Origin of the sequence: Duganella caerulea (assembly GCF_040362985.1) — a bacterium.
Classification (GTDB): domain Bacteria; phylum Pseudomonadota; class Gammaproteobacteria; order Burkholderiales; family Burkholderiaceae_D; genus Rugamonas; species Rugamonas vulcania.
In genome coordinates this window covers 84,392-109,637 of the sequence record NZ_BPWJ01000011.1, presented here as the reverse complement: position 1 = coordinate 109,637, position 25,246 = coordinate 84,392, and the positions used below count along the sequence as shown (strand labels likewise).

The following is a 25,246-nucleotide window of genomic DNA, read 5'->3' as shown; positions in this document are numbered from 1 at the left end:
ATGAAGAAATCGCTCGCCACCCTGTTGATCCCCGCCGCGCTGGCGCTGTTGCCCGCCGCCGCAGGCGCCGCGCCGAAAGCGGCAGCCGCGGACATCGTCCGCCACAAGATCCCCGGCTCGGACTTCCCGATCGCGCTGGCCGTCACCGTGCCGTCCACCGCCACCATCCACTTCGTCAGCGGCCAGGTGCCCGCCATTGCCGATTCCAGCGCCGCGCCGGATACGGTGGCCGCCTTCGGCGACACCAGGACCCAGTCCGAGTCGGTGCTCAAGAAGATCAAGGAAGTCCTTGAGGGCATGAAGCTCGACATGAGCGACGTGGTCAAGATGACCGTGTACCTGGTCGGCGATCCGGCCAAGGGCGGCAAGGCCGACACCAAGGGCTTCATGGAAGCCTACACCCAGCACTTCGGCGGCGCGCAGACCAAGCTGCCGGCGCGCGCCGTGGTGCAGGTCGCGGCCCTGAGCAATCCGGGCTGGCTGGTGGAAATCGAAGTCGTCGCCGCAAAAAAATAATTACGCAGTAGGTCTTACTTTCTTTTTCATTCAATGGGGATTCAATATGCATAAGGCCATACTCAAAACCGGCGTCGCCGCCGTGCTGTCCACCCTGGCGCTGGGCTCCGCCTACGCCGCCGCGGCGGGCGCCGACGATAGCGCCGCCGCCACGCCGGCCGCCGACGCTTCGGGCGAAGCCCCGGTCAGCGCGGTGATCGTCACCGGCACGCGCTCGAGCGGCATCAAGGTGGAGAACAGCGCCTCGCCGATCCAAGTGCTGGACTCGGCCTCCCTGCAGCGCACCGGCCAGCCGGACCTGATCCAGGCGCTGGCGCAGAACCTGCCGTCGTTCACCGCGCAAGCCTTCGGCGGCGACACCGCCAACCTGACGCTGTCGGCCCGCCTGCGCGGCCTGAGCCCCAACAACACGCTGGTGCTGATCAACGGCAAACGCCGCCACGGCACCGCCAACCTGGCCGTGCTGGGCGGGCCATACCAGGGCGGCGCAGCGGCTGACCTGAACTACATCCCGGTCGCCGCGATCGACCACATCGAAGTGCTGCAGGACGGCGCGGCCGCCCAATACGGCTCCGACGCCATCGCCGGCGTGATCAACATCATCCTCAAGTCGAACAACCATGGCGGCACCGCCAGCGCCACCGGCGGCGGTTACTCGGACGGCGGCGGGCGCACCGGCGACGGCGCCGCCAACATCGGCGTCGAACCGTTCAAGGACGCCTATCTGAGCCTGACCGCCGAATCCAAGTACCACGGCTACAGCGACCGTGGCGGCATCGACCCGCGCGTGATCACCGCCGCCAACATGGCGGCCTATCCGGGCATGTTCCAGCAGGCCGGCTACCCGCACGTCAACCACATCTCGGGCGACGCGCAATACCACCTGAACGTATTGGCGGCCAACTTCGGCTACGACTTCGCACCGGACAGCCAGTTGTACGCCATCGCCACCTGGGGCCACAAGGAAGCGCGCGCCTACGAGAACTATCGTCTGCCGAGCCGCCTGCCGAAGGTCTATCCGACCGGCTTCTCGCCGAAGGAAACCATGAAGCAGGACGACTACGCGCTGACCGCCGGCGTCAAGGGCGTGGTGGCCGGCTGGAATATGGACCTGAGCTCCACCTACGGCAAGGACAACAGCAAGATCGGCGTCGCCGATTCTGGCAACGTCTCGCTGTTCAAGGACACCGGCAGCACGCCGACCGTGTTCCACGCCGGTTCCTTCATCGCCAGCCAGTTGACCACGTCGCTGGAGGCGAGCCGAGAGTTCGCGGTCGGCTGGGCCAAGCCGCTGAACGTGGCGGCAGGCCTGGAGCACCGCATCGACAAGTACGAGATCGAAGCGGGGGACGCCGCCTCGCGCTACAAGGAAGGTTCGCAGTCGTATCCGGGCTTCTCGCTGACCGACGCCGGCAGCCATCGCCGCACCAACGAAGCGGCCTACATCGACCTGGCAGGCAATCCGGTCAACGACCTGACGCTAGACCTGGCCGGCCGCTACGAACACTTCAGCGACTTCGGCAACGCCAAGGTGGGCAAGTTCACCGCGCGCTACGACATCTCGCCGAAGGTGGGCGTGCGCGGCACCTTCAGCAACGGCTTCCGCGCGCCGACGCTGGCCGAGGAATACTACTCGGCCACCAACGTCAGCCCGACCAGCGCCTTCGTGCAGCTGGCGCCGAATTCGGCCGGCGCCAAGCTGGTGGGCGTCGACGGTTTGAAGCCTGAAAAATCGACCAACTTCAGCCTCGGTCTGGTGCTGAACCCGGCCGCCGACCTGGCCATCACGCTGGACGTCTACCAGATCAAGATCCGCGACCGCATCGTCGGTTCCGGTGCCTTGTACGGCTCGGGTGGATCGGACAACTCGCCGGCGGTGGTGGCGGCGATCCTGGCCAACGGCAATGTGCTCGACGACACCGTCAGCCAGACCGGCATCAACATCTTCTCCAACGCGGTCGATACCCGCAGCCGCGGGCTGGAATTCGTCGCCACGCTCAACGAGAGCTACGGCACGTGGGGCAAGGTGGATTGGTCGGTGGCCGCCAACTACAACAAGGTCGAAGTCACCAAGATCAACCAGGCGCCGGCGCAGCTGCTGCCACAGACGCTGCTCGACAAGGCCGCGATCTCGGACCTGGAGACCGCGTCGCCGAAGGTGCGCATCAACCTGGGCGCGCTGTGGAAGATCGGCGCCTGGACCATCAACCTGCGTGAAGCGATCTACGGAAAATCGTCGGAGTACGGCAGCGAGGACGGCTCGGTGTACCACCTGACCGAAATCTCGGCCAAGGCGATCACCGATCTGGAGGTCGGCTACAAGATCAACTCCGCGTGGTCGGTGGCGGTGGGCGCGAACAACCTGTTCAACAAGTATCCGAACGGCGTGAATCCGGCGCTGCTGGCCGACCAGCGCGCGGCCGGCGACAACGCGGCGGTGACGGTGCTGCCATCGTTCTCGCCGTTCGGCATCAACGGCGGCTACTACTACGCCCGCGCCAACTACAAGTTCTAAATCCGCCGGACAACTTTGGGGTCAAGTCTGGCATTCGGACACGAGCTCCACCGTAGCGTGCCGCTACGGTGGAGCTCGTGTCCGATTGCCAGACTTGACCCCAATTTGCGTGTAGCATGGCGGCATCGTCTTTTGGAGTACACGCATGTCCAACCCTATGACTTTGCAGGAATATATGGCGCTGGGCGGGCCGGCGCCTACGCTGCATGTGGCCTATGGCGCCGCGCCGTCGCAGTTCGCGGAATTGTTTGTGCCGGCCGGTGATGCTCCGTTTCCGGTCGCGTTGATCGTGCACGGCGGTTGCTGGTGCAAGGAATACGCTGGGATCTCGCAGATGCGCAATATCGCCGGCGATCTGCAAGGGCAGGGCGTGGCGGTGTGGAATATCGAGTATCGCCGGTTCGATGAGGAGGGCGGCGGTTATCCCGGCATGTATCTGGATGTCGCCACGGCGGTTGACCTTCTGCGCTCGCTGGCGGCGGAGTGGCGGCTGGATTTGTCGCGCGTGGTGCTGGTCGGACATTCGGCCGGCGGGCATCTGGCGCAGTGGGCGGCTTCGCGCGCGCGGCTGCCTCGCAGTAGTCCGCTGTTTGTGGAGGATCCGCTGCCGGTGTCCACCGTCATCAGCCTGGGCGGGCTGGCCGACTTGCGCAATGAGGAGCAGTTGATCAAGACCAGCTGCGAGCGCGATATCGTGCAGCTGGCCGGCATCGCCAGCGCCGCGCGGCCGGATATTTTCTCGGATACGTCGCCCGTCGAGATGCTGCCGTCCGGCGTGCGCACGGTGCTGGTCCACGGCGAGTTCGATACCATCTCGCCGCTGCGCGCCGGCCAGGATTACGCGCGCCGCGCCCAGGCGGCCGGCGACCAGGCCGAGGTGATCGTGCTGCCGGGCGGCAGCCATTTCGACGAGGTGGCCGCCACGTCGCCGTCGTGGACCATCGTCTCGGCGCAGATCCGCAAGGCGCTCGGCTTGTAGGGCCGCCGGCCGCGCCGCCGGCGCCCCAGTGTATGCTGTCGCCATGGATTCCCTGATCGCCGCGTCCGCGCGCGCGCTCGCCGCCGGCGACGCGCTCGGCGCCCTCAAACATGTCGCCCTGCGCGACGATCCGCCGGCGCTGGCCCTGCGCGGCATCGCCATGGCCCAGCTGGGCGAGCATGTGCGCGCCCGCGAACTGCTGCGCCGCGCCGCGCGCGGCTTCGGCGCGCATGAGGAAGTGTCGCGCGCCCGTTGCGTGGTGGCGGAGGCCGAGGTGGCGCTGGCGGTGCGCGATTTCGCCGGCTCGCCGCGCGCGCTGACGTCGGCGCAGGCCGTGCTGTCCGCGCACGCCGACCACGCCAACGCCCTGCATGCGCGCCTGATCGCGGTACGCCGCCTGTTGCTGCTGGGCCGCCTGGGCGACGCAGCCGACACGCTGGCGCAACTCGATGGACTGGCCCTGCCGCCCGCGCTGGCGGCGGTGGCCGAACTGGCGTCGGCGGAACTGGCGCTGCGCTCCCTGCGCGTGGCGCCGGCAAAGGCGGCGTTGATCCGCGCGCAGGCCGCGGCCGAACGCACCGGCATCCCGGCGTTGCTGGCCGAAGTGGCCGAGGCGCGCGCCGCGCTCGGGCGGCCCGCCGCGCGCCGCCTCGTCGCCGGCGCCGAGCAGCTGCTGCGTCTCGATGAAGTGGCCGCGCTGCTGGCCTCCGATACATTGGTGGTCGACGCCTGCCGCCGTGGCCTGGCCAGCGGCGACGCCTGGCAGCCGTTGGCGCGCCGTCCGGTGCTGTTCGCGCTGGCGCGCGCGTTGGCCGAGGCCTGGCCTGGCGACGTCTCGCGCGAGGCGCTGATCGCCACCGCCTTCAACACCCGCGATCCCGACGAGACACACCGCGCCCGCCTGCGGGTCGAGATCGGCCGCCTGCGCGCGCTGGCCAGGCAGCAGGCCGGCGTCGAGGCGACCCCGCGCGGCTTCGTGCTGCGGCCCTTGGGCGCGGGCGGCGTGGCGCTGCTGGCGCCACCCGTCGACGGCGAACAGGGCGCGCTGGTGGCGCTGCTGTCGGACGGCGCGGCCTGGTCGACCTCCGCGCTGGCGCTGGCACTGGGCGCCAGCCAGCGCACCGTGCAGCGCGCGCTGGCCGAGCTGGAGGAGGCCGGCCGCGCGCGCCCGATCGGCCAGGCGCGCACGCGCCGCTGGCTGGCGCCGCCGCTGGCCGGATACACGACAATCTTGTTACTCCCGGCGGCGCTGCCGTTGGCATAAAGTGCTCTTGCGGCGCCGTTCCCGGCGCATCTACCTTCAGGAGGCAGCAATGAACGCGAACACCAGCACATCCAGGCTCCAGCCCAAGGCCACGAGCGGCAAGGCCGACATCGTGCGCGAATACGGCCCCTTCGACGGCGCCGGCCAGGTCCACGGCGTCACCCATGACGGCCAGCGCGTCTGGGCCGCCACCGGCGGGCATTTGATCGCCTTCGATCCGGCCAGCGGCGCCACCACCCGCACGCTGGACATCGCCGCCGACGCCGGCACCGCCTTCGACGGCACTTACCTGTACCAGATCGCCGAACGGCGCATCGACAAGATCGACCCGGCCAGCGGCAAGGTGCTGGCCTCGATCCCGGCGCCCGGCGACGGCTACGATTCCGGCCTGACCTGGGCCGAGGGCAGCCTGTGGGTAGGCCAGTACCGCGACCGCAAGATCCACCAGGTCGACCCGGCCACTGGGGCCGTCATCCGCAGCATCGATTCGAACCGCTTCGTCACCGGCGTGACCTGGGTCGACGGCCAGCTGTGGCACGGCACGTGGGAAGGGGAGGAGAGCGACATCCGCCGCATCGATCCGCGCAGCGGCGAGGTGCTGGAGCGGCTGGAGATGCCGGCCGGTACCGGCGTCAGCGGACTGGAATCGGACGGCGCCGAATTGTTTTACTGCGGTGGCGGCGGCAGCGGCAAGGTGCGCGCCGTGCGCCGGCCGAAGCAGGCCACTTAATACTGGTCGTACTTGCGGGCGTCGCCGCGCACCAGGTCGGCCGGATACTTGGCGGCGTTGAGCGCCATCTTCTCCAGCGCGGCGGCGTGCAGGTCGACGTCGACTTTGTCCGCCAGCTGCACGAGGTAGAGCAGCACGTCGGCCAGCTCGTGGCGGATGCCGGTGCGGGCGGCGTCGTTCAGCTCTTCATCGGCGCCGGTTTGTAGCCACTGGAAATGCTCGGCCAGTTCGGCCGCCTCCACGGTCAGCGCCATGGCCAGGTTCTTCGGCGTGTGGAACTGCCGCCAATCGCGTTCGGCGGCGAAGCGGCGGGTCAGCTCGCGCAACGCGAGCAGGCTGTCGGTGGCGGAGGGGGCGGCGGGAGCGGTCATGGCGGGCGCGGGGCATGGGAAGTCTGGGCCCGCCATGATACCATCGCCGCTTTGCGCCGCCGCCGGCGCGCGCCCACTTGACCGATCACCTCATGCAGAATATTTTCGGCGCCATCGGGCGCTGGTACGATCGCCGCACGGCGCGCTTCAATCATCCCGCCACCTTGCGCCGCGCCGCCTGGCTGGTGCCGCTGGGCTTCGGCCTGCTGTCGCTGCTGCTTGGCCAGGACGACAACTGGGACCTGCGCAACTACCACCTGTACAACGCCTACGCGCTGCTCAACGGCCGCATCGGCTTCGACCTGTCGCCGGGTCAGTGGCAGAGCTACTTCAATCCCACGCTAGACCTGCTGTACTACGGCTTGAACCGCGCGCTGCCGCCGCCGGTGGCCGGCTTCATCATGGGCGTGCTGCACGGCCTGAACTTCGTGCTGGTGCTGGCCATCGCGCGCCTGCTGTTGCCGGCGCCGGACGCCGCCGACCGCTATCGCCTGCCGCTGCTGCTGGCGCTGGCCGGCACGCTGGGCGCCGGCTTCCTGTCCGAACTGGGCAACTCGATGGGCGACAATATGAGCGCGCTGTGCGTGCTGGCGTCGCTGTACCTGGTGCTGCGCCACTGGCCGCGCTGGCGCGCGTTGGACCGCCGCGCGGCGGGCTGGCTGGCCTTGTCCGGGCTGGTCATGGGCTTGGGCGCCGGGCTGAAACTGACCAACGCCACCTTCGCGCTGGCGCTGTGCGCTTCGTTGCTGACCGTCGGCGGCGGCTGGTGGCAGCGCCTGCGCCTGTCGCTGGTGTTCGGCGTGGCGGTGCTGGCCGGCCTGGCCGCCGCCGCCGGCCACTGGTTCCTGCGCATGTGGCTCATGTTCGGCAATCCGCTGTTCCCGCAGATGAACGATGTGTTCCGCAGCCCGCTGGCGCAGCCGGTCGGCGTGGCCGACACCGCCCACCTGCCGCACAACCTGGCCGAGGCGCTGCTGTGGCCTTTCATCTTCACGTTCGACGGCCATCGCGTGTCCGAGCTGGTAATGCGCCAGATGATCTGGCCCGTGGTCTATGTGCTGTTCATCGCGCTGGCCGTGCGCCTGCTGGCCGGCCGGCTGCGCGGCGCCAGCACCGGCACCAGCGCCGCCATCGGCGACGCGGCGACGGCTGGCCGCGAGCGTTTGCTGCTGGTGTTTTTTGCGCTGGGCTACCTGGGCTGGCTCAAGCTGTTCGGCATCTACCGCTACCTGGTGCCGCTGGAACTGCTCGCGCCGCTGACGGTCTGGCTGCTGCTGCAGCGGCTCTGCAAGCCGCAACTGGCGCGCCGCGCCGGCGCCTGGGCGCTGACGTTGTGCGCCATCGTGGTGTTCCCGTTCTCCGCCTGGAGCCATAGCGGCTGGACCGCGGCCGGCTTCACCGCCGACGATCCCGGCGTGGCCGATCCGTCCTCCAGCCTGGTCTACACGGTGCACGGCGATCCGCCGATGGGCTGGATGGCCACGCTGCTGCCGCCGCAGGTGCCGGTGGTGGCGCTGGCCGGCGGCTTCCCGGAATCGCCCGCCTACCTGGAGCGCATCCGCGCGCTGGCGGCCAGCCGCCACGGCACCCATTACGTGATGCTGATCGCCGCCGCCAACCACGAGGAGCTGACGCTGGCGAAAAAGAACCAGCTGGCCTCCTGGCTGGGCCAGACCGGCAGCGAGGCCGCCTGCGCGCGGCTGGAGCGGATGATGGCCAAGGTCCGCTTCCACGTCGGCGTCGAGCCGCTGGCGGCGCCGGACGGGCCGCGCTGCCGCCTGGTGCTGCTGCCGCAGTACCGCATCGACCTGGCCGCGCGCAACCTGGAGCTGCAGCGCAAGGCGGCCGGGGACCTGCAACGCTACGGCCTGCGGCTGCGGCCGGACAGCTGCCGCGTCCACCGCGCGGCGATCGGCACCGAGCCCTATCCCTACCAGTTGTGCGAGGTGGACAAGTAAAGGTGGGCAAGTAATACAGCAAACGGCGCCCAGGGCGCCGTTTGCGCGTCCCGGCCCCCGTTTTCTGCCGTTCGTCGCACGGCGCGGGCGGGGAGCGGGCGGCGGCGCTACAGTGTCGACACTATAACTTCAGGGACGACCCCATCATGCGCACTGCCATCTCCATCGCCGTCATCACCGCCCTCGCCACCATCGCCGGCTGTGCCGTCATCGTCGTGCCGGACGACGGCAACGGCAGCGGCGGCGTGCATTACAGCTCCGCCTTCGGCAGTTCGGCGGTGCAGGGCAACGGCCAGCAAACCACCGAACGCCGCGATGCCGCCGCCAGCGACGGCGTCGACATCAACGGCCCGATGCAGGTCGAGGTGCGGGTCGGCGAGGCCGCCTCGCTGCAGGTCGAAGGCGACAGCAACCTGCTGCCGATGCTGCGCACCGACGCCAGCGGCGGCATGCTGCGCATCTGGATCGACGGCAGCGTCCGCAGCACCAACCCGCTGCGTGTGATCTACACCACGCCGCAGCTGCGCCAGGTCAACGCCAACGGCTCCGGGCGCCTGTCGGTCAGCGGCTTGAACGGCGCGCCGTTCAACCTGAACCAGAACGGCTCGCGCCAGGTGCAGCTGTCGGGCAATGTCAGCCGCTTCGATGTGCGCGTCAACGGCTCGGGCACTGTCGACGCGGACGGCCTGCAAAGCGGCTCCACCGTCGCCAGCGTGAACGGCTCCGGGCGCCTGAACCTGGGCCGCCTGAGCGGCGACACGCTGAACCTGGAGCTCCGGGGTTCGGGCGGCGCCAGAGCCACCGGCAACGTGCGCGGCATGAACGTGCGCGTGTACGGCTCGGGCAGTGCCGACCTGGCCGGCCTGAGCGGCCAGAGCGCCGAACTGGCGACCTACGGCTCCGGCAGCATCTCGGCCGGCGTCAGCCAGTCGCTGGTGGCCGACACCACCGGCTCCGGCCACGTCACCGTGTACGGCAATCCGTCCCAGCGCAGCATCAGCGGCAAGCACGTCAGCGTGATGCAGTAAGGCGGCCGGCGGCCCTGCCGCCGCCGCGATGCTTTTCGCTCAGCGCACCTTGAAGAAGGACATGGAGCTCTGCAGCTGACCGGCCTGGCCGCTCATCTCCTCGGCGGTGGCGGCCAGTTCCTCGGAGCTGGAGGCGTTCATCTGCGTGGTCTGGCTCAACTGGCTCATGGCCGAGTTGATCTGGATCGCGCCCGTGGTCTGCTCCTCCGACGCCGCCGTGATCTCCTGCACCAGGCTGGAGGTGCGGCGGATATTGGGCAGCATGGTGTCGAGCAGGGCGCCGGCCTTTTCCGCCAGGTTGACGCTGCCGCTGGCGACCTGCTCGATCTCCTGCGCCGCCACCTGGCTGCGCTCGGCCAGCTTGCGCACCTCGGCCGCCACCACCGCGAAACCCTTGCCGTGGTCGCCCGCGCGCGCCGCCTCGATGGCCGCGTTTAGCGCCAGCAGGTTGGTCTGGTAGGCGATGTCGTCGATGATGCCGATCTTCTTGGCGATCTCGCGCATCGCCACCACCGTCGAGCGCACCGCCTCGCCGCCTTCGCCCGCCTCCTGCGCGGCCTTGCCGGCCATACCGTCGGTGACCTTGGCGTTCTCGGTGTTCTGCGCGATCGAGGCCGACATCTGCTCGATGGCGGCGCTCGATTCCTCGGCCGCCGCGGCCTGCTCGCTGGCGCCCTGCGACAGCGACTGCGCGGTGGCGCTCACTTCCTCCGAGGCGCTGGCCAGCGCCTCGGCGCCGTTATTAACCTCGGTTACCACCCGCGACAGGTTGCCGACCATGGTGTGCATCGCCGCCAGCAGGCTGGTGGTGTCGCCCGGCTTGATGTGCACCTGCATCGTCAGGTCGCCGGCGGCCACGCGGTTGACCACTTCGGCCGCGTAGTCCGGTTCGCCGCCCAGCTGGCGCAGCAGCGCGCGCGTGATGAGGGCGCTGATCAGCGCCACCGCCACCAGCGTGCAGGCGGCGATGAGGACCGAGCTGCGCATCGCCGCCGCCTTCATGGCCACCGCCTCGTCCGCGCCTTTCTGCCCCAGTTCGATGTTGTAGTCGAAGTGGTTGTCGATGGCGGTCTGCAGCACCTGGATTTCCGGCCGGGCCAGTTCGAGCAGGGTGCGCGCCTTGTCGTTGTGGTTGGCGCGCGATTCGACCAGCACCGCCTCGATCATCGGCTGCACCTTGGCCCACGAGTCGTGCTCGCGCGCCAGGATGCCCTTGTCTTTGTCGTCGCTCACCAGCGCCTCGTATTTCTTGAGGTTGTCGTCGACGCCCTTGCGCATCTCGACGATCTGGGCGTCGATTTCCGCCAGCTTCTTGTCGTCGGTGTTGAGCACGTGCTGGTTGACGCGGATGCGCAGGCGCAGCAGGCTGTCGCGCAGCCGGTCCAGCACCACCAGGCTGGGCACCGTGTTGACGGTCGAGTAGCTGGCCGATTCGTAGACCCTGTTCATCTGGTACTGGCTCAAGCCGGCCAGCAAGGCGATGCCGGCCAGCGCGGCGCCGGCCAGCGCGATCATTTTCTGTACTACGGTAAGTTTCATTGCTCGCTCCCCCCAGTTGTACGTGGCTTACGCGGCAGCCACCGCCGTTTTCCCTTGTAACCGGTCGATCAGCGCGGCCAGCGGCGCCGGCCGCGCGTACAGGTAGCCCTGCATGCAATCGCAGCCGTGGTCCACCAGGAAGTCGGCCTGCGCCTGCGTCTCCACGCCCTCGGCCACCACCCGCAGCCCCAGGTGGCCGGCCATCGCCAGGATGGACTGCACCAGCGCGCGGCTGTTGGCGTCGTCCGGCGTGTCCATGATGAAGCTGCGGTCGATCTTCAGCTCGTACAGCGGCATCTTCTTCAGGTAGGCCAGGCTGGAATAGCCGGTGCCGAAATCGTCGATCGAGAAGCGCAGCCCCAGCGCCGCCAGTTCGTGCATGCGTTCGATGGTCTGCTCCATCTTGTCGATCAACAGGCCCTCGGTCACCTCCAGCACCAGCAGCGCGGCCGGGGCGCCGGTGTCGGCCAGCGTGCGCCGCACCACGTCGACGAAATCGGCCTGGCGGAACTGGGTCGGGCTGACGTTGACCGACAGCGGCACGGCCAGCCCGGCGCGCGCCAGCTCCAGCACCGCCGCGCAGGCCTGGCGCAGCGCCCACGCGCCCAGTTCGACGATCAGTCCCGACTCCTCGGCCACCGGGATGAACACCTGCGGCGGCACCATCTCGCCGCCGGCCAGCGGCCAGCGCATCAGCAGCTCGCCGCCCACCACCCGGCCATCGCGGTCGACCTGGGGCTGCACGTGCATCCGCAGCGCGCCGGCCGCCAGCGCGGCGGCCAGGTCGCGCTCCATCGACAGGCGCCGCTCGACCTCGGCCTGCATCGCGGTCTCGAAGAAGGCGATGCCGTTGCGGCCCTCGGCCTTGGCGCGGTACATCGCGGTGTCGGCCTCGCGCAGCAGGTCCTGCGCGCTCTGGCCGCCCTGCGGCAGCATGGTCACGCCGATGCTGGCGGTGGAGTTGTAGGTCTGGCCGTCGATCTCGAAGTCCTGGCCGATGGCGGCGCGGATCTTCTCGGCCACCACCGAGGCGGCATGGGTGGCGGCGTGCAGCTCGTGCGCCAGGTGGCCCAGCAGCACCACGAACTCGTCGCCGCCAATGCGCGCCACCGTGTCGGCCTTGCGCATCAGCTGCGACAGGCGCTCGGCGGCGTTGCGCAGCAGGGCGTCGCCGATGGCGTGGCCGCGCGCGTCGTTGATGGTCTTGAAGCGGTCCAGGTCGATGAACATGACGGCGCTGTAGGTGGCGCCGCGCTCGGAGCTGGCCAGCAGCTTGTCGATGCGGTCCATCAGCAGGCGGCGGTTGGGCAGGCCGGTGAGCACGTCGAAGAAGGCCAGCTGGTGGATGTCGTCCTGCGATTTCTTGCGCTCGGTGATGTCGCGCTCGACCGCCACCCAGTGCGTGTTGACGCCGCCCTCGTCGGCGAACGGCACCAGCTCGGTCTCCACCCAGTACGGCTCGCCGGCCTTGGTGTAGTTCAGCAGCTCGGCGCGCACCGCCTCGCTGCGCGCCATGGCCCGTTCGATGTGCTCCAGCACGGCCGCCTCGGTGTCCGGCCCCTGCAGCAGGCGCAGGCCGCGCCCCAGCACCTCGCCGCGCCGGTAGCCGGTGCGGCGCTCGAAGGCGTCGTTGACGAAGATGATGCGCTGGCCGGGTTCGCCGTCCGGGTCGACCTCGGCGATCAGCACCATGTCGTTCAGGCGCGACACGGCGGCCGAGGTCAGGCGCAGCTCGGCGTTGAGCGCGGACAGTTCCTGCTGGTGGTGCTGCAGCTCGTCGAAGGAGCGCGCCAGGTGCTGCAGCAGCACCGCGCACGACAGCGTCAGCACCGCCGTCATGAATAGGAAGTTGAAGGTGATGATGGCCGACTTGAGCAGGCCGTAGTCGGGCACGCCGGCCAGCTGCAGCTGGGCGTTCTGGTCGAAGCCGACCACCAGCACCGCCAGCCCGGCGATGCCCAGCGTCCACAGCGCCGGGCGCAGGCCCAGCAGCAGGGCCGCCAGCACCGGCACGGCCATCAGGTAGATCTGGCTGACCGGCCCGACCTTGAGCAGCAGGCCGATCCCGACCATCAGGGCGATGCAGAGGAAGTTGAGCACCCGCAGCGTGTACGGCAGGCGGCGCCAGCGCCAGATCAGCGCCAGCCAGGCCAGCGCGACCAGGTCGATGACGACAATGGACCAGATGCCCTCGCTGGCGGCCAGCAGCACGCTGGGCACGGCCGTGGCCGCGCCCAGGACGAACACAACCAGCAGCAGCTTCGCAAAAATTTGCGCGCGCCAGTGCGCGATGTCGTTCGGCACAGCCACCGGGTCCACCTCCGAGGTGCGTTGCGGTTATTGTGTCTTTGATAGTAACCGCAATCGCCCGGCGTGTCAGTAGGGCAAGTTAATCCTTGGCATTAAAGCTGCCGATGCCGGCGATGGACTTGTTGACGGTCTTCGGATGGCCGTAGTAGTCCAGCTCGCCCATGCCCTTGGCGACCGCGTTGAGCAGGTCGGTGGCGTGCACGCTGACGTGGCCCACGCCCTCGAAGTTGACGTCGACCCGCTCGGCCACCAGCGACTTGGCGTCGATCTCGCCCACGCCCTTGGCGTTGACCCGCAGGTATTTGATCTTGCCGTTGGCCGCCACGTGGCCGGCGCCCAGGTAGCCGATGTCGAGGCGATCGCCGCTGACCTTGTTGAGGATGGTCTCGCCCGCGCCCTCGACCTTGACCCGGCTCAGCGAGGGCACGGTGATGGTGATGCGCGCCTCCTCGCCCTTGCCGGACTTGAAGCTCTTGTCCGGCATGGTAATGGTCAGCTCGTTGGCCACCACCTCGGTCTTGAGCGAGGAGACGAACCGTTCGCCGCCGCTGACCACCACCGACTGCGCCTTGCCCACCTCCACCGTCATGGCGAAGGCGCCCTTGGCGTTGATGGCGACAAAGGATGGCAACTGGCGGGTCGACTCGGCGGCCGTGGCGGCGGCGCTCACGGCAAACAGGGCGGGGATCAGGACGGCGGCAACGGTACGGCGCATGGTAATTCCTCGGTGATTGTCAATTTGAACAAAGTGAATTTTACTTAAGCTGGCCGCCGCTGCCGACAAGTTTGCGATAAACGGTAGAAATCCCGGCATGTGTTGCATTATGGACACGTTCAATGGCGGAAGGCGGCGGGCCATTGAAGGGAAAATGAAAGAAATCAGGCGTATGATCGGGAAAATTCCGGCGGACCCAGTCCGACCCGATTCACACAGCAGCGAGACATCCATGACCTCCTCTTCTTCCCCCGCCCGGCAGTCGCATTTCAGCACGGTGTTCCGCGTCGTCAGCGGCAACTTCATGGAAATGTTCGACTTCTTCCTGTTCGGCTTTTACGCCAACGCCATCGCCAAGGCCTTCTTCCCCAGCGGCGACGAAGTGGCGTCGCTGATGATGACCTTCATGACCTTCGGCGCCGGCTTCCTGATGCGTCCGCTCGGCGCCATCATCCTGGGTTCCTACGTCGACCGCGTCGGCCGCCGCCAGGGCCTGATCGTCACGCTGGCGCTGATGGCGCTGGGCACCTTGCTGATCGCCTGCGTGCCGGGTTTCGCCACCATCGGCTACCTGGCGCCGGCGCTGGTGCTGATCGGCCGCCTGCTGCAGGGCTTCTCGGCCGGCGTCGAACTGGGCGGGGTGTCGGTCTACCTGTCGGAAATGGCCACGCCCGGCCGCAAGGGCTTCTATGTGAGCTGGCAGTCGGCCAGCCAGCAGGTGGCGGTGGTGGCCGCCGCCGCGCTGGGCTACGCGCTCAACCAGGCGCTCACGCCGGCCGAGGTGGGCGAGTGGGGCTGGCGCATTCCGTTCTTTGTCGGCTGCCTGATCGTGCCGGTGCTGTTCGTGATCCGCCGCTCGCTGCAGGAGACCGAGGAATTCAAGGCGCGCAAGCACCGTCCGGAACTGAAGGAAATCTTCCGCTCCATGCTCAACAACTGGGCGCTGGTCATCGCCGGCATGATGCTGGTGGCCATGACCACCGTGTCGTTCTACCTGATCACCGTCTACACGCCGACCTTCGGCAAGAACGTGCTGCACCTGTCCACCACCGACGCGCTGATGGTGACCTTGTTTGTCGGCCTGTCGAACTTCTGCTGGCTGCCGGTGATGGGTTCGCTGTCGGACCGCGTCGGCCGCCGTCCGCTGCTGATCTGCTTCACCGTGCTGGCGATCTGCACCGCGTATCCGGCGCTGCACTGGCTGGTGCAGGCGCCGAGCTTCGGCCGCATGCTGGGCGTGGAGTTGTGGCTGTCCTTCCTGTACGCCAGCTACAACGGCGCGATGGTGGTGGCGTTGACCGAGGTGATGCCGGTCGAGGTGCGTACGGTGGGCTTCTCGCTGGCCTACAGCCTGGCGACGGCGGTGTTCGGCGGCTTCACGCCGGCCATCGCGACCGGCCTGATCGAATACACCGGCGACAAGAGCGCACCGGGTTGGTGGATGACGTTTGCCGCCGTGTGCGGCCTGTGCGCCACGCTGATCCTGTACCGCCGCCAGGAGCGGCAGCAGCGGCACGCGGTCGGTGCAACGGTCTGACCCCTAAGTGGCGGCGCTCGCCAGCCACTTAGGGCATACGGGGTTTACTTGGCGCTCAGGCAGCCCTTCATGAAGGTCTTGCGCTCGTCGCCCTTCTTGCCGGCGGCGTCGGCGTTACAGGCCTTCATCTTGTCCTGCTGCGTCATCTTCGGCGCCGGCGCTTCGGCCTTGGCGCTCAGGCACTCCTTCATGAAGGCCTTGCGCTCATCGCCTTTCTTGCCGGCCGCATCGGCGTTACAGGTTTTCATCTTGCTTTGCTGGGCCGTCGGCTCGGCCGCGAACACGGCGCCGCTCAGGGACAGGATCAGACTGGCAACGAACAGTTTTTTCATTTTTCAATTCCTCGAAAGTCGAATGACGGTGGGCGCGGCGTGATTGCTTGCCACATGGTCACTATAACCGAGTTGGCTAGCGCCGGCCATCTCTCTTGGGGCTGCTCCACAAGCGTCACGGCGCCGTATCTTGGTCTTGGTTTTTATCAAAGTGAAAATTATCAACATACCCACAATGATTTCAGGATGGATGTTTATCTAAACAGCCGGAAGCTACCTTAACTGACTGGAGATTTCCCATGAGTGTTATCAAAGGGTTGGTGTGCGGGACGGGCGGGGCGTTGGTGGCATGGCATATGTCGCAATATCAGAGCTCGGGTCCTACCTCGCTACTCGGTTGTTTGTTGTTCTTCAACGTGATTTCATTGGTTGCGGCGTTGATGAGATCGAAATAAGTTAGGCAGCAGCCATTTGTCAGCGACATCTGGCTGCTGAATTCACACCGAGCCAGCAGCTCGGCGCGGCCGGCAAGTGCCGGCCATTTCTATTGCGCCTCCTCCACGAACACCACGGCGCTGCGCGCGGCCACGGTGAACTTGCCGTCCACCGGGCTGTAGTTGCCCACCCGCGCGCTGCGGCCGCCGTTGGCGTTGAGCAGGATGCGGTGCACCGCCAGCTTGCGGCCGGCCAGCTCCGGCACGGCGATGCTCTTGCCGACCTTGTCCACATTGAACACCGCCACCACCATCTTGTAGCGGGCGCCCTCGTAGCGGCGCGGCTGCTGGCCGTCGATGCTCATGACGATCAGCCCCGGCACCTGCTGCGGCCCGGTGTTGTAGAAGCGCAGCCGCTCGGACACGTCCCGTGCCGTGCGCAGGCGGAACAGGCTGCTGTCCTGGCGGATCGCCAGGAAGGCGTTGACGGCGTTGCGCGCGCTGACGATGGCCGTGCTGTCCGGCTTGAGCAGCGGATTGGCCAGCAGTGGCGACATCAGCGGCCAGTTGTCCTTGTTCACGCCGGCCATCGGCAGGCCGACGCCGAAGTTGTTCGACTGGTAGCTGTAGTCGAGCTTGTTGAACCAGTCGCCGGCGTCGTAGCTGTCGCGGTCCATCGATTTCGAGCGCAGCATCTCCTGGCCGGCGTGCAGGAAGGGCACGCCCTGCGCCAGGATGTTGATGGCCGCGCCCAGGCTCTGCACCCGCACGCGCTCGGCCATGCTGGTGGCCAGCGGCAGCTTGTAGACGTTCAGGTCGTACAAGGTCTGGTTGTCGTGCGCCTCGACGTAGTTGATGGTCTCCGAAGGTTGGGCCGCGAAGCCGGCCTGCTGGCCGAAGTAATCGATCTCCGAGTTCTTGCGCACGGCGCCGGTGCGGTCGGTGAAGCTGTAGTCGCGCAAGGTGCCGGACAGGCTCACCTTGACCAGGTCGCCCAGGCGCAGCAAGTCGTCCTTGGTCTGCGTCGATTGCGCGTTCGGATCGAGGTAGGCGCCGTTGATGAAGCCTTGCTGGCTGATCAGGCTGGAGCCGCTGTCGCAGCAGCCGCCGCCGCGCACGGTGTCGCGGATACGGTCGTTGAACGAGCCGATGCCGCTGCCGTACATATTGGCCTGGCGCGCCTGCACGAAGCGGGCGTCGTTGCCGACCGTGCCGAAGTTCCACGCCTCTCCGTACAGGTAGATGTCGCGCCCGGCCGCGCTGTTGACGGCGGCCTGCAACCGCTGCATCACCGCCAGCGGCGTGAAGCCCATGATGTCGAAGCGGAAGCTGTCGACCTTGTAGTCGCGCGCCCAGGTGCTGACCGAATCGATCATCAGCTTGGCCATCATGGTGTTCTCGGAAGCGGTGTCGGCGCAGCAGCTGTCGTTGGTGATGCCGCCGCCGGCGTTCAGGCGGTAGTAGTAGGTCGGCACGATCTTGTCCAGCACCGACAACGGTCCCTGCTGCGAAGCGCTGGTGTGGTTGTAGACCACGTCCATCGTCACCCGCAGTCCCTGCTTGTGCAGGCCCTGCACCATGGCGCGGAACTCGCGCACGCGCACCGCGCCGTCGTTGGCGTTGGTGGAATAGCTGCCTTCCGGCGCCGTGTAGTGCACCGGATCGTAGCCCCAGTTGAAGCAGTCGCCGCCGCGCGTGGCTTCCACCGCCGCCTGCTGGTCGCTGGAATTGGCTGCCGCGTTCGGAATCGCAGGCGTGGTGCAGCCGGCCTCGTTGACGCTGGCGTAGTCGAACGACGGCAGCAGGTGGATGTGGGTCAGGCCGGATTGCTGCATCAGGCGCAGGTGGCGCATGCCGTCCGAGTCGTGGTCGGTGAAGGCCAGGTATTTGCCGCGGTGCGCGGGCGGCACGCTGGCGTCGCTGGCGCTGAAGTCGCGGATGTGCAGTTCGTACAGGGCGATGTCGGTCGGGCTGTCGAGGCGCGGCACGGGATGGTGGTCCCAGCCGTCCGGCTTGAGCGCGGCGCTGTCCAGGTTGGCGACGAAGCTGCGCTGGCTGTTGGCGTTCAGGCTGAAGGAGTAGGGATCGGTCACGCTGTTGTCGACCACCGTGTTGGCGGCCCAGCGCGACAGCACGCGCACCTGGTAGGTGTAGTAGTAGCGGTTGACCCAGCTGGCGTCCGGCGCGGTGTAGCTCCAGATACCACTGGCGGCGTCGCGAGTCATGGCGCGGGTCTGCGTGCTGGCGCTGGTGGCATCCGGGTACAGCTGCAGGCTGACCGACTTGGCGGTCGGCGCCCACACGCGGAAGGTCGGCACCCCGGCGCGATCGTAGCTCAGGCCCAGCGTGGCGTTGGCCGCGGCCGGGGCGAACACGCTGTCGAGCATGCCGCTCATCTGCAGCGAGGTCACTTGCAGCAGCTTGCCGCCGGCGTCGAACTGGGCCACGGCGAACTGGCCGCTGGCCTTGGCCGCGATGCTGGCCGCGTCGGCGTCGGCCATGGTCAGCGCGGTGGCGCCGGCCAGGTGCGGATATTTTTGCTGCAGGGCGGCCGGCAGTGCGCCGGTGGTCAGCGCGATGCTGCCGTCGGCGCCGGTGACGCCGCCGGCGTCCGAGCCCAGGCCGCCGTTGGCCGCGTAGTACAGCTTGTAGCTGCCGCCGGCAGGCGCGCCCGGCCAGGCCAGCGTGGCGGCAGACAGCCAGTGCGCGCTGGCGTTGTTGAGGTTGCCGTAGCTGATGGTGGGCGGCGCGCCGTAGACGGTGCAGTCGCCTTCCAGCATCCAGACTTCCTGGCCCTTGCTGGCGATGTCGGGCGTGAAGTTGGCGGACTGGTCGCTGCCGCAATTCTTGTTGCCGCTGCCGTCGGTGACCAGGAACCAGATCGCGGATTTGGCGGTGTTGACGGGGATGTCGACGTAGCCGCCGAAGTCGTCGCCCTGGGTCATCATGAAGCGGCCGGTGATCCAGCCGGCGCTGGGATTGACCGGGCCGTCCCATGAGTACACGCCCCACTGGCTGGCGTCGCCTGCCGCGCGGTGGAAGTGCATGCGGATGTTGGCCGGGGCCGGCGGCGCGGCCGCGACCATCATGCCGGCCAACAGCTTGTTGGCCGGGGCGGCGGTGCTGGCGCTGTCGCTGCCGCCGCAGGCGGACAGCAGGGCAAGCACGCCTGTGGCCGTGATCCGTTTCAGTTGTGAAACTAAACTACAATGAAGTTTCATGTTTGTCTCCGTGTTTTATGGTTTTTTGCCTCCAATCGTCTGTGGACTGGATGGGTCTGTAATATTACTACTTAAAAATACGAGAGGATAAATATTTCAATGGAGTGTTGTTGTCCCGGCACTTTCGCGTTTCGTTTGAAAGTCATTCCTGGATTCCGGTCTGTTTGGAAGGCGGCCGCGCGCCTACCATGCGCCTGGCATTCAACTTTCAAAGGCATTCCAAATGAAACAGATCATCCGGCTGGGCCATATCGACCTGAGCTTTCACGCCGCCAGCGCGGCCATCGTGCAGCGCATCCTTGAAGGCCACGGCTATGAGGTGCTGAGTTCGGCTTCGCCGCATGAAGAAATGTTCCGCCGTTACGGCGAGGGTGACGTCGACATGCTGGCCTCGGCATGGCTGTCGTCCAGCCATGGCGCCTACCTGGCGCCGTACCTGGCGCAGACGCGCAAGCTTGGCGTGCTGTACCAGCCGTATTGCATCTGGGGTGTGCCCGACTATGTGCCGGAGGAGGCGGTCGCTTCGGTCGAGGATCTCGCCAGGCCGGAGGTGGCCGCGCGCATGAGCAAGCTTTTACAGGGCATCAATCCGGGCGCCGGCATCAGCCGCTTTTCCCGCCGCATGATGGCGGCGTACGGCCTGGAAGAGCTGGGCTACCGCTTCGAAAACGGCAGCGAAGACGATTGCTTCCGCCGTTATGAGGATGCCGTGCGCCGGGGCGAATGGCTGGTCGTGCCGCTGTGGCATCCGCAGTTTTTGCACCATGGCTTGCGCATCCGCGCGCTGGCCGAACCGCTGGGCTTGCTGGGCGGGCACGATGAGGCGACGCTGATCGTGCGCGAGGCATGCGCCGCCCGCATGGCGCCCGAGGTGTTGGCGCAGTTGGACAAGCTCAGCCTGGGCAACCGCGCCGTCAGCGAATTGGACTACATGATTTGCCGCCAAGGCCTGTCGCCGTTGGCGGCGGCCGACGCCTGGCTGGCGCGGCAGTCCGCTCAGGCGGCCCTGGCTCCCTCCGAGCGGCCGCAGTAGCGCTCGACGTACGCCTGGTGCGTCGGCAGCTGCACCACGATGCGGTCCACCCGCGACTTGATGCCGCCCAGGAAGTGCTTGAGTTCCTCGTCGCCCATCAGGTCGGCGGTCTGGTGGTGTGAGCGCGGCATGATGCCCTGGCCCAGCATCACCTGGATCCACGAATTCTCCGCGAACAGCTCGTTCGGCACGCGGAACACGCGGCCCGTCTCGCGGAACAAATCGATGCGGTGCCGCAGCGAGGCCGGGATGCTCATCTCGCGCGCCTCGGTCCAGAACGGCGAGTCGGTGCGGTTGTTGACGTGGTAGTGCAGGATGATGAAATCGCGGATGTGCTCGATCTCGGTGTTGCACTGCTGGTTGTACTCGTCGATGTCGGCCTGGCTGATGCCGTCGGTGGGGAAGGTCTGCATCAGGCGCACCACGGCGCGCTGGATCAGGTGGATGCTGGTCGATTCGATCGGCTCCAGGAAGCCGCTGGCCAGGCCCATGGCCACGACATTGCCTTTCCACGTCTGCTTGCGCTGGCAAGGCTTGAACTTGATCACGCGCGGCGTGACCAGCGTCTTGCCTTCGACATTGCCCAGCAGCTGCCGCATCGCCGCGTCGTCGTCCAGGTGGCGGCTCGAATACACGATGCCGTTGCCGACGCGGTGCTGCAACGGGATGCGCCACTGCCAGCCGGCCTGGTGCGCCATCGAGCGCGTCAGCGGCACGGCGTCGCCCACCGACTCGGTCTGCACCGCGATGGCGCGGTCGCAGAACAGCCATTGCGACCAGTCCTCCATCGGCTCCTGCATGGCCTCGCCGATCAGCAGGCCTCGGAAGCCGGTGCAGTCGATGAACAGGTCGCCTTCGATCTCCTGGCCCGACTCCAGCACCAGCGAGCGCACGTCGCCGTTGTCGGCGTGCTGGGTGTAGCGCACGATCTTGCCTTCGACGCGCTTGACGCCGCGCGGCTCGCTCAGGCGGCGCAGGTATTTGGCGTAGCGGCTGGCGTCCAGGTGGTAGGCGTAGTTCATGCCGTTGTCCGGCAGGTGGGCGAAGCGGTTTTCCAGCGAAGCCTTCAGCTCCAGGCAGTAGTCGCCGTAGTCGCCGGCCAGGCCGCGCTCGACGCCCTTGTGCCAGAAGTGCTGGAAGCCTGCGGTCCAGTGGTCGGTGCCGGTCATGCCGAAGGAGTGGATGTAGTCTTCCTTGACGTTGCGCCAGCTCTCGAAGCTGATGCCCAGCTTGAACGTGGCCTGGGTCTCGGCCATGAATTCCTGCTCGTTGATCTCCAGCAGGTTGTGGAAATTGATCAGTGTTGGAATGGTGGCCTCGCCCACGCCCACCGTGCCGATCTCGTCGGACTCGACCAGCGTGATGTCGAGCCGCTTGCCCAGCACCTTGGCGATGCCGGCGGCCGCCATCCAGCCGGCGGTGCCGCCGCCGGCGATGACGACGCGGCGCACTGGCCGGCGGGTGTTCGGATCTCGGGTGCCTGGGTTCATCGATGTCTCCTGATTGGTGTATTTATCGGTGTATTTTTTTCAGTGCCTGGGCGCGCAGCACGCGCGCGGCCTCGTCGTTGAGCGGCGCCAGCACATGGCGGGCGTGCTCGGGTATGTGTGCGGCCGTGGTCTCGTCGGCCTCGAAAATGTAGTGGCGGAAGATCTCCTGCCACGCCTTGCGCTGCGCCGCCGGCAGGTCGCGCATGGTGAGGAAGGCCAGCATCAGCGCGCTGGTCGGCGTGTCCATGTAGTCCGGCGACTGGCGCCACCAGTAGTTGACCAGCACGTTGAACGGGTCCAGCGATTCGATGTGGTGCCACCACATGCTGGGGATGAAGATGGCGTCGCCCGGTCCCAGCTCGGCGGTGCGCGCGTGCGCTAGCGCCTCGGCGAATTTCGGATATTTGTCGAAGTCCGGGTTCAGCAGGTCCACCAGGCTGACGGCCTGGCCGGCCGGCGTGAAGTCCAGCGGGCCGATGTACAGGTTCTTCAGCTGCGACGGCGGGAACAGCGTGAAGCGGCGGCGGCCCGCCGCCACCACGGCCAGGTTGTCCGGCACGTCGTAGTGGGCGGCGATGCGCGTGCGGTTGCCGATCCAGATGCTGGCCAGCGCGTCGCGCCCACCCAGGTTGATGTCGTTGTGTTCGCGGAAGCCGGGCAGGCAGGTTTCCACCGTGGTCGAGCCGACGTAGACGGTGGCGGGATTGGCCTGGTGGCGCTTGGCTTCGATCTCGTCCAGCACGGCGGTCAGCTTGGCGTGCACGGGATAGAAGTTGAAGCCGCTCATGTCGGCGTTGTAGAAGAAGCGGCCGCCCGCTTCCGGCGGGCCCAGCATCGCGCCGACCGTGGCGTCGCGGTAGTGGCTGCGCAGGTAGGCGTCGCCGCCGCGCTCGTCCGCCAGCGTGGCGCGCACCATCGGCCAGCTGGCGGCCAGGCCGCGCAGCACCAGCGGCTCGGTGGCGGTGAGGATGTCGTCGCCCAGGTCGTTAACGCCCAGGCTGCTGATTTCGCGCAAGGCTTCAGGCATGGGCGGCGTTCTTGCGGTCGATCAGCATGCGGAAGTTCGACAGCGAGGCCAGCACCATGTAGATGCTGTGCAGGTGGCCGGCGCGGTGCAGCGCGGCCACCGCGTCCGCGTCCAGCGCCGCCAGCTTGTCCTCGTTGATGGTGTAGAAGCCGACCAGGCGGTTCTGCGAGCCGTCGTTCAGCTCGACGTCGAGCACGAAGCTTTCCAGCAGCTCGTGCTGCAGCAGCGCCGACAGCAAGGCCGGCGTGGCCTGCAGGCCCTGGTGAATGGTCAGCAGCATCGAGCTGGCGCGCTCCAGGAATTCGCTGTTGCCGCCGAGCGGCAGGAACACCGGCTCGCCCTCGTCGCGGCTGACGCGCGGGCTGTCGGTGTCGATGTGCACCATCAGCTCGGTGCCGTTGACGCCGATCAGGAAGGGCTGGCGCTCGATCATCAGCGGCACGTAGGGCGCGTCCCAGCGCTGGCCGTCGAGGAACAGGTTTTCCTCTTCCTGGAAGCCGAACAGCGCGACCGGTTCGAAGCCCAGGCCGTCCGTGGTCTTGCGGAACACGATGGGGTAGCAGGCCTGCACGTCGCGGAACTCGGCCGGGAAGGTGGTGGCCCACATCTGGCGGTCGCCGAATTGCGCGCCGTGGCGGGTGATGACGCGCAGGTCCTTGTGGTCTACATTGTTGAGCAATACGATGTTCGGCATGTGGTCTCTCGTGATTTAGATTTTCTGCAAGCCGTGGCGCTTGATGTGATTGATCAGGGTGCGGTTGTCCGGCAGTCCGCCCAGCATCTTGTGGGTCAGCTCGGCGGCCTGGCGGAAATAGCCGTCGGCCAGCGCGGCCTGGCGCGGCTGGGGATTCATGAATTCGCTGCGGAAGCCCATGCCGTACAACACGTACTGGTAGCTGGCCCACGGGAATACTTCCTCGATGCGGTTGAAGTCGTTGCGCGATGGCGCGCGGTGGCGCCACAGGGTCAGCAAATCGTTCAGCCGGTCGGGGATGGCGGCGGTGTTGTCGCGCCAGTAGTCGCTGTCGCGGCGCTGGCTCAGCACGTAGTGCAGCTTGAGGAAGTCGATCACCCGTTCCCAGCGGTAGGTGAAGGCTTCGTTGAAACGGTTGGCGACGATGTCCATCGCCGCGCGCGTGGCCGGCAGTTCGTCGCTGACCATGGCGGCCGACATTTCCGCCAGCGCCAGGGCCGACGCTTCCAGCGGCTCGATGAAGCCGGCCGACAGGCCGATGGCCACGCAGTTGCGGTGCCAGAAGCGTTCGCGGTAGCCGGGGTTGAAGCTGAGCTTGCGCGGTGGCGGGATGTCCCGCGGGCCGCCGGTGTCGATGATGTAGCGGCGCAGCTCGGCCTCGGCCTGCTCGTCGCCGATGTGGGCGCTGGAGTACACGTGGCCGACGCCGCGCCGGGTCGGCAGGCCGATGTCCCAGATCCAGCCGGCGCTTTGCGCGGTGGACGAGGTCTGCGAGGCGATCGGGTAATCGTCGTCGGGGTAGGGGATCTGCACCGCCAGCGCCGTGTCGTTGTACAGCACGTGTTTCTGCGACAGGAAGGGCACGGCGTAGTGTTTGCCCAGCAGCAGCGATTGCATGCCGGTGCAGTCGATGAACAGGTCGCCTTCCAGCGCGCCGTGCGCCTGCGTGTGCAGCGCGGCGATGTCGCCGTTGTCGTGGCTGGCGATGCCGACCACATTGTCCGGCACGTAATGCACGCCCAGCTTTTCCAGGCAGTGCTTGCGCAGGAAGACGCCGAACTTGCCGGCGTCGAGATGGTAGCCGTAGTTGGCCACCGACGAGAACTCGGGCGTCACCACCTGCTTGGGCGCGCGGCCGTTGACGCACAGGTGCGGCTGGTAGCTGACCAGGTCGGCGAACGGGATGCCGGGATGCTGCGCCTGCCATTGCTCCGGCAGGTTCACTTCGCCATGGCCTTGCGGCAGCACGAAGGGATGGAAATAGTAGTCGTTGTCCGCACCGTTCACCCAGCGGTTGAAGCGCGAGCCCTGCTTGAACGAGGCGTCGCATTCGCGGAAGAAATCGGATTCGGACACGCCGATGCGGCGCAGCGTGTCGCGCATGCTGGGCCAGGTGCCTTCGCCCACGCCGATGGGCGCGATGTCGGGCGATTCGATCAGGGTGATCCGCAGGGACGAGCCCTGGTGGTCGGCCGCGATCAGGCCGGCCGTCAGCCAGCCGGCGGAACCGCCTCCCACAATCACGATGCGTCGGACCATATTGCTCGCCTTGGTTTAAGGATGAGATTGCTGAAGTCTAACCGAAAAGGGCCGCTGACAGTCAGCGGCCCCGG

The 25,246-nt window shown here is 67.4% G+C and carries 19 protein-coding genes; 9 read left to right on the top strand and 10 right to left on the bottom strand.

The features are described 5' to 3' along the window. The 5 genes from ACUJB0_RS27360 (at window position 1) to ACUJB0_RS27340 (ending at window position 6,004) form a co-directional block, all read left to right on the top strand. Window positions 1–516, top strand: a complete 516-nt coding sequence (locus ACUJB0_RS27360; protein ID WP_444847999.1) for a RidA family protein — start codon at window positions 1–3, stop codon at window positions 514–516. A gap of 46 nt (window positions 517–562) precedes the next feature. Next, window positions 563–3,031 (top strand): TonB-dependent receptor plug domain-containing protein, encoded by a 2,469-nt coding sequence (locus ACUJB0_RS27355; protein WP_444847998.1) that lies wholly within the window; start codon window positions 563–565, stop codon window positions 3,029–3,031. Window positions 3,032–3,176: 145 nt separating this feature from the next. Beyond that, on the top strand, window positions 3,177–4,010 hold the full coding sequence (locus ACUJB0_RS27350) for an alpha/beta hydrolase (protein WP_444847997.1): 834 nt from the start codon (window positions 3,177–3,179) through the stop codon (window positions 4,008–4,010). 43 nt (window positions 4,011–4,053) lie between these two features. Then, on the top strand, window positions 4,054–5,274 hold the full coding sequence (locus ACUJB0_RS27345; protein WP_444847996.1) for a helix-turn-helix domain-containing protein: 1,221 nt from the start codon (window positions 4,054–4,056) through the stop codon (window positions 5,272–5,274). 49 nt (window positions 5,275–5,323) lie between these two features. Further along, the gene (locus ACUJB0_RS27340) at window positions 5,324–6,004 is read left to right on the top strand and encodes a Vgb family protein (protein ID WP_444847995.1); all 681 of its coding nucleotides are present in this window, start codon (window positions 5,324–5,326) and stop codon (window positions 6,002–6,004) included. Here the strand turns inward: ACUJB0_RS27340 and ACUJB0_RS27335 are convergent. Next, entirely contained in the window at window positions 6,001–6,375 is a 375-nt protein-coding gene (locus ACUJB0_RS27335) for a nucleotide pyrophosphohydrolase (protein ID WP_444847994.1), read from the bottom strand. The genes ACUJB0_RS27340 and ACUJB0_RS27335 overlap by 4 nt on opposite strands. Before the next feature lie 92 nt (window positions 6,376–6,467). Here ACUJB0_RS27335 and ACUJB0_RS27330 point away from each other — a divergent pair, with 92 nt between their 5' ends. Together ACUJB0_RS27330 and ACUJB0_RS27325 are read left to right on the top strand one after the other, a co-directional pair. Then, a complete protein-coding gene (locus tag ACUJB0_RS27330) occupies window positions 6,468–8,333 on the top strand; it encodes a hypothetical protein (RefSeq protein ID WP_444847993.1) in 1,866 nt (621 codons plus the stop codon). Window positions 8,334–8,479: 146 nt separating this feature from the next. After that, window positions 8,480–9,361, top strand: coding sequence for a head GIN domain-containing protein (locus ACUJB0_RS27325; RefSeq protein WP_444847992.1), 882 nt, complete (start codon window positions 8,480–8,482; stop codon window positions 9,359–9,361). A 39-nt stretch (window positions 9,362–9,400) separates the two neighbouring features. On the opposite strand, the gene ACUJB0_RS27320 is transcribed toward ACUJB0_RS27325, so the two are convergent. From ACUJB0_RS27320 to ACUJB0_RS27310, 3 genes are all read right to left on the bottom strand, one after another. Further along, complete coding sequence (locus ACUJB0_RS27320) at window positions 9,401–10,900, bottom strand: methyl-accepting chemotaxis protein (protein WP_444847991.1); 1,500 nt, start codon at window positions 10,898–10,900, stop codon at window positions 9,401–9,403. A 27-nt stretch (window positions 10,901–10,927) separates the two neighbouring features. Then, complete coding sequence (locus ACUJB0_RS27315) at window positions 10,928–13,210, bottom strand: putative bifunctional diguanylate cyclase/phosphodiesterase (protein ID WP_444847990.1); 2,283 nt, start codon at window positions 13,208–13,210, stop codon at window positions 10,928–10,930. Window positions 13,211–13,289: 79 nt separating this feature from the next. After that, window positions 13,290–13,925 carry a GIN domain-containing protein gene (locus ACUJB0_RS27310; RefSeq protein WP_444847989.1) on the bottom strand — a complete coding sequence of 212 codons (636 nt, stop codon included), beginning with the start codon at window positions 13,923–13,925 and terminating at the stop codon, window positions 13,290–13,292. A 232-nt stretch (window positions 13,926–14,157) separates the two neighbouring features. On the opposite strand from ACUJB0_RS27310, the gene ACUJB0_RS27305 reads away from it, so the two are divergent. Next, complete coding sequence (locus tag ACUJB0_RS27305) at window positions 14,158–15,462, top strand: MFS transporter (protein ID WP_444847988.1); 1,305 nt, start codon at window positions 14,158–14,160, stop codon at window positions 15,460–15,462. 44 nt (window positions 15,463–15,506) lie between these two features. Here the strand turns inward: ACUJB0_RS27305 and ACUJB0_RS27300 are convergent, their stop codons facing one another. Further along, window positions 15,507–15,794 carry a PsiF family protein gene (locus ACUJB0_RS27300; protein WP_161087694.1) on the bottom strand — a complete coding sequence of 96 codons (288 nt, stop codon included), beginning with the start codon at window positions 15,792–15,794 and terminating at the stop codon, window positions 15,507–15,509. Window positions 15,795–16,278: 484 nt separating this feature from the next. After that, window positions 16,279–19,389 carry an alpha-1,6-glucosidase domain-containing protein gene (locus ACUJB0_RS27295; protein WP_444847987.1) on the bottom strand — a complete coding sequence of 1,037 codons (3,111 nt, stop codon included), beginning with the start codon at window positions 19,387–19,389 and terminating at the stop codon, window positions 16,279–16,281. A 223-nt stretch (window positions 19,390–19,612) separates the two neighbouring features. On the opposite strand from ACUJB0_RS27295, the gene ACUJB0_RS27290 reads away from it, so the two are divergent. Further along, window positions 19,613–20,422 (top strand): glycine betaine ABC transporter substrate-binding protein, encoded by an 810-nt coding sequence (locus ACUJB0_RS27290; protein WP_444847986.1) that lies wholly within the window; start codon window positions 19,613–19,615, stop codon window positions 20,420–20,422. Here the strand turns inward: ACUJB0_RS27290 and ACUJB0_RS27285 are convergent. The 4 genes from ACUJB0_RS27285 to ACUJB0_RS27270 are packed head-to-tail and all read right to left on the bottom strand — an operon-like array spanning window position 20,386 to window position 25,172. Continuing rightward, window positions 20,386–21,912 carry a tryptophan halogenase family protein gene (locus ACUJB0_RS27285; protein ID WP_444847985.1) on the bottom strand — a complete coding sequence of 509 codons (1,527 nt, stop codon included), beginning with the start codon at window positions 21,910–21,912 and terminating at the stop codon, window positions 20,386–20,388. The genes ACUJB0_RS27290 and ACUJB0_RS27285 overlap by 37 nt on opposite strands. Window positions 21,913–21,934: 22 nt before the next feature. Continuing rightward, window positions 21,935–22,939, bottom strand: a complete 1,005-nt coding sequence (locus ACUJB0_RS27280) for a cupin-like domain-containing protein (RefSeq protein ID WP_444847984.1) — start codon at window positions 22,937–22,939, stop codon at window positions 21,935–21,937. After that, on the bottom strand, window positions 22,932–23,633 hold the full coding sequence (locus ACUJB0_RS27275) for a SapC family protein (protein ID WP_444847983.1): 702 nt from the start codon (window positions 23,631–23,633) through the stop codon (window positions 22,932–22,934). The genes ACUJB0_RS27280 and ACUJB0_RS27275 overlap by 8 nt, the downstream gene beginning before the upstream one ends. Window positions 23,634–23,648: 15 nt before the next feature. After that, window positions 23,649–25,172, bottom strand: a complete 1,524-nt coding sequence (locus ACUJB0_RS27270) for a tryptophan halogenase family protein (protein ID WP_444847982.1) — start codon at window positions 25,170–25,172, stop codon at window positions 23,649–23,651. Window positions 25,173–25,246: the final 74 nt, after the last annotated feature.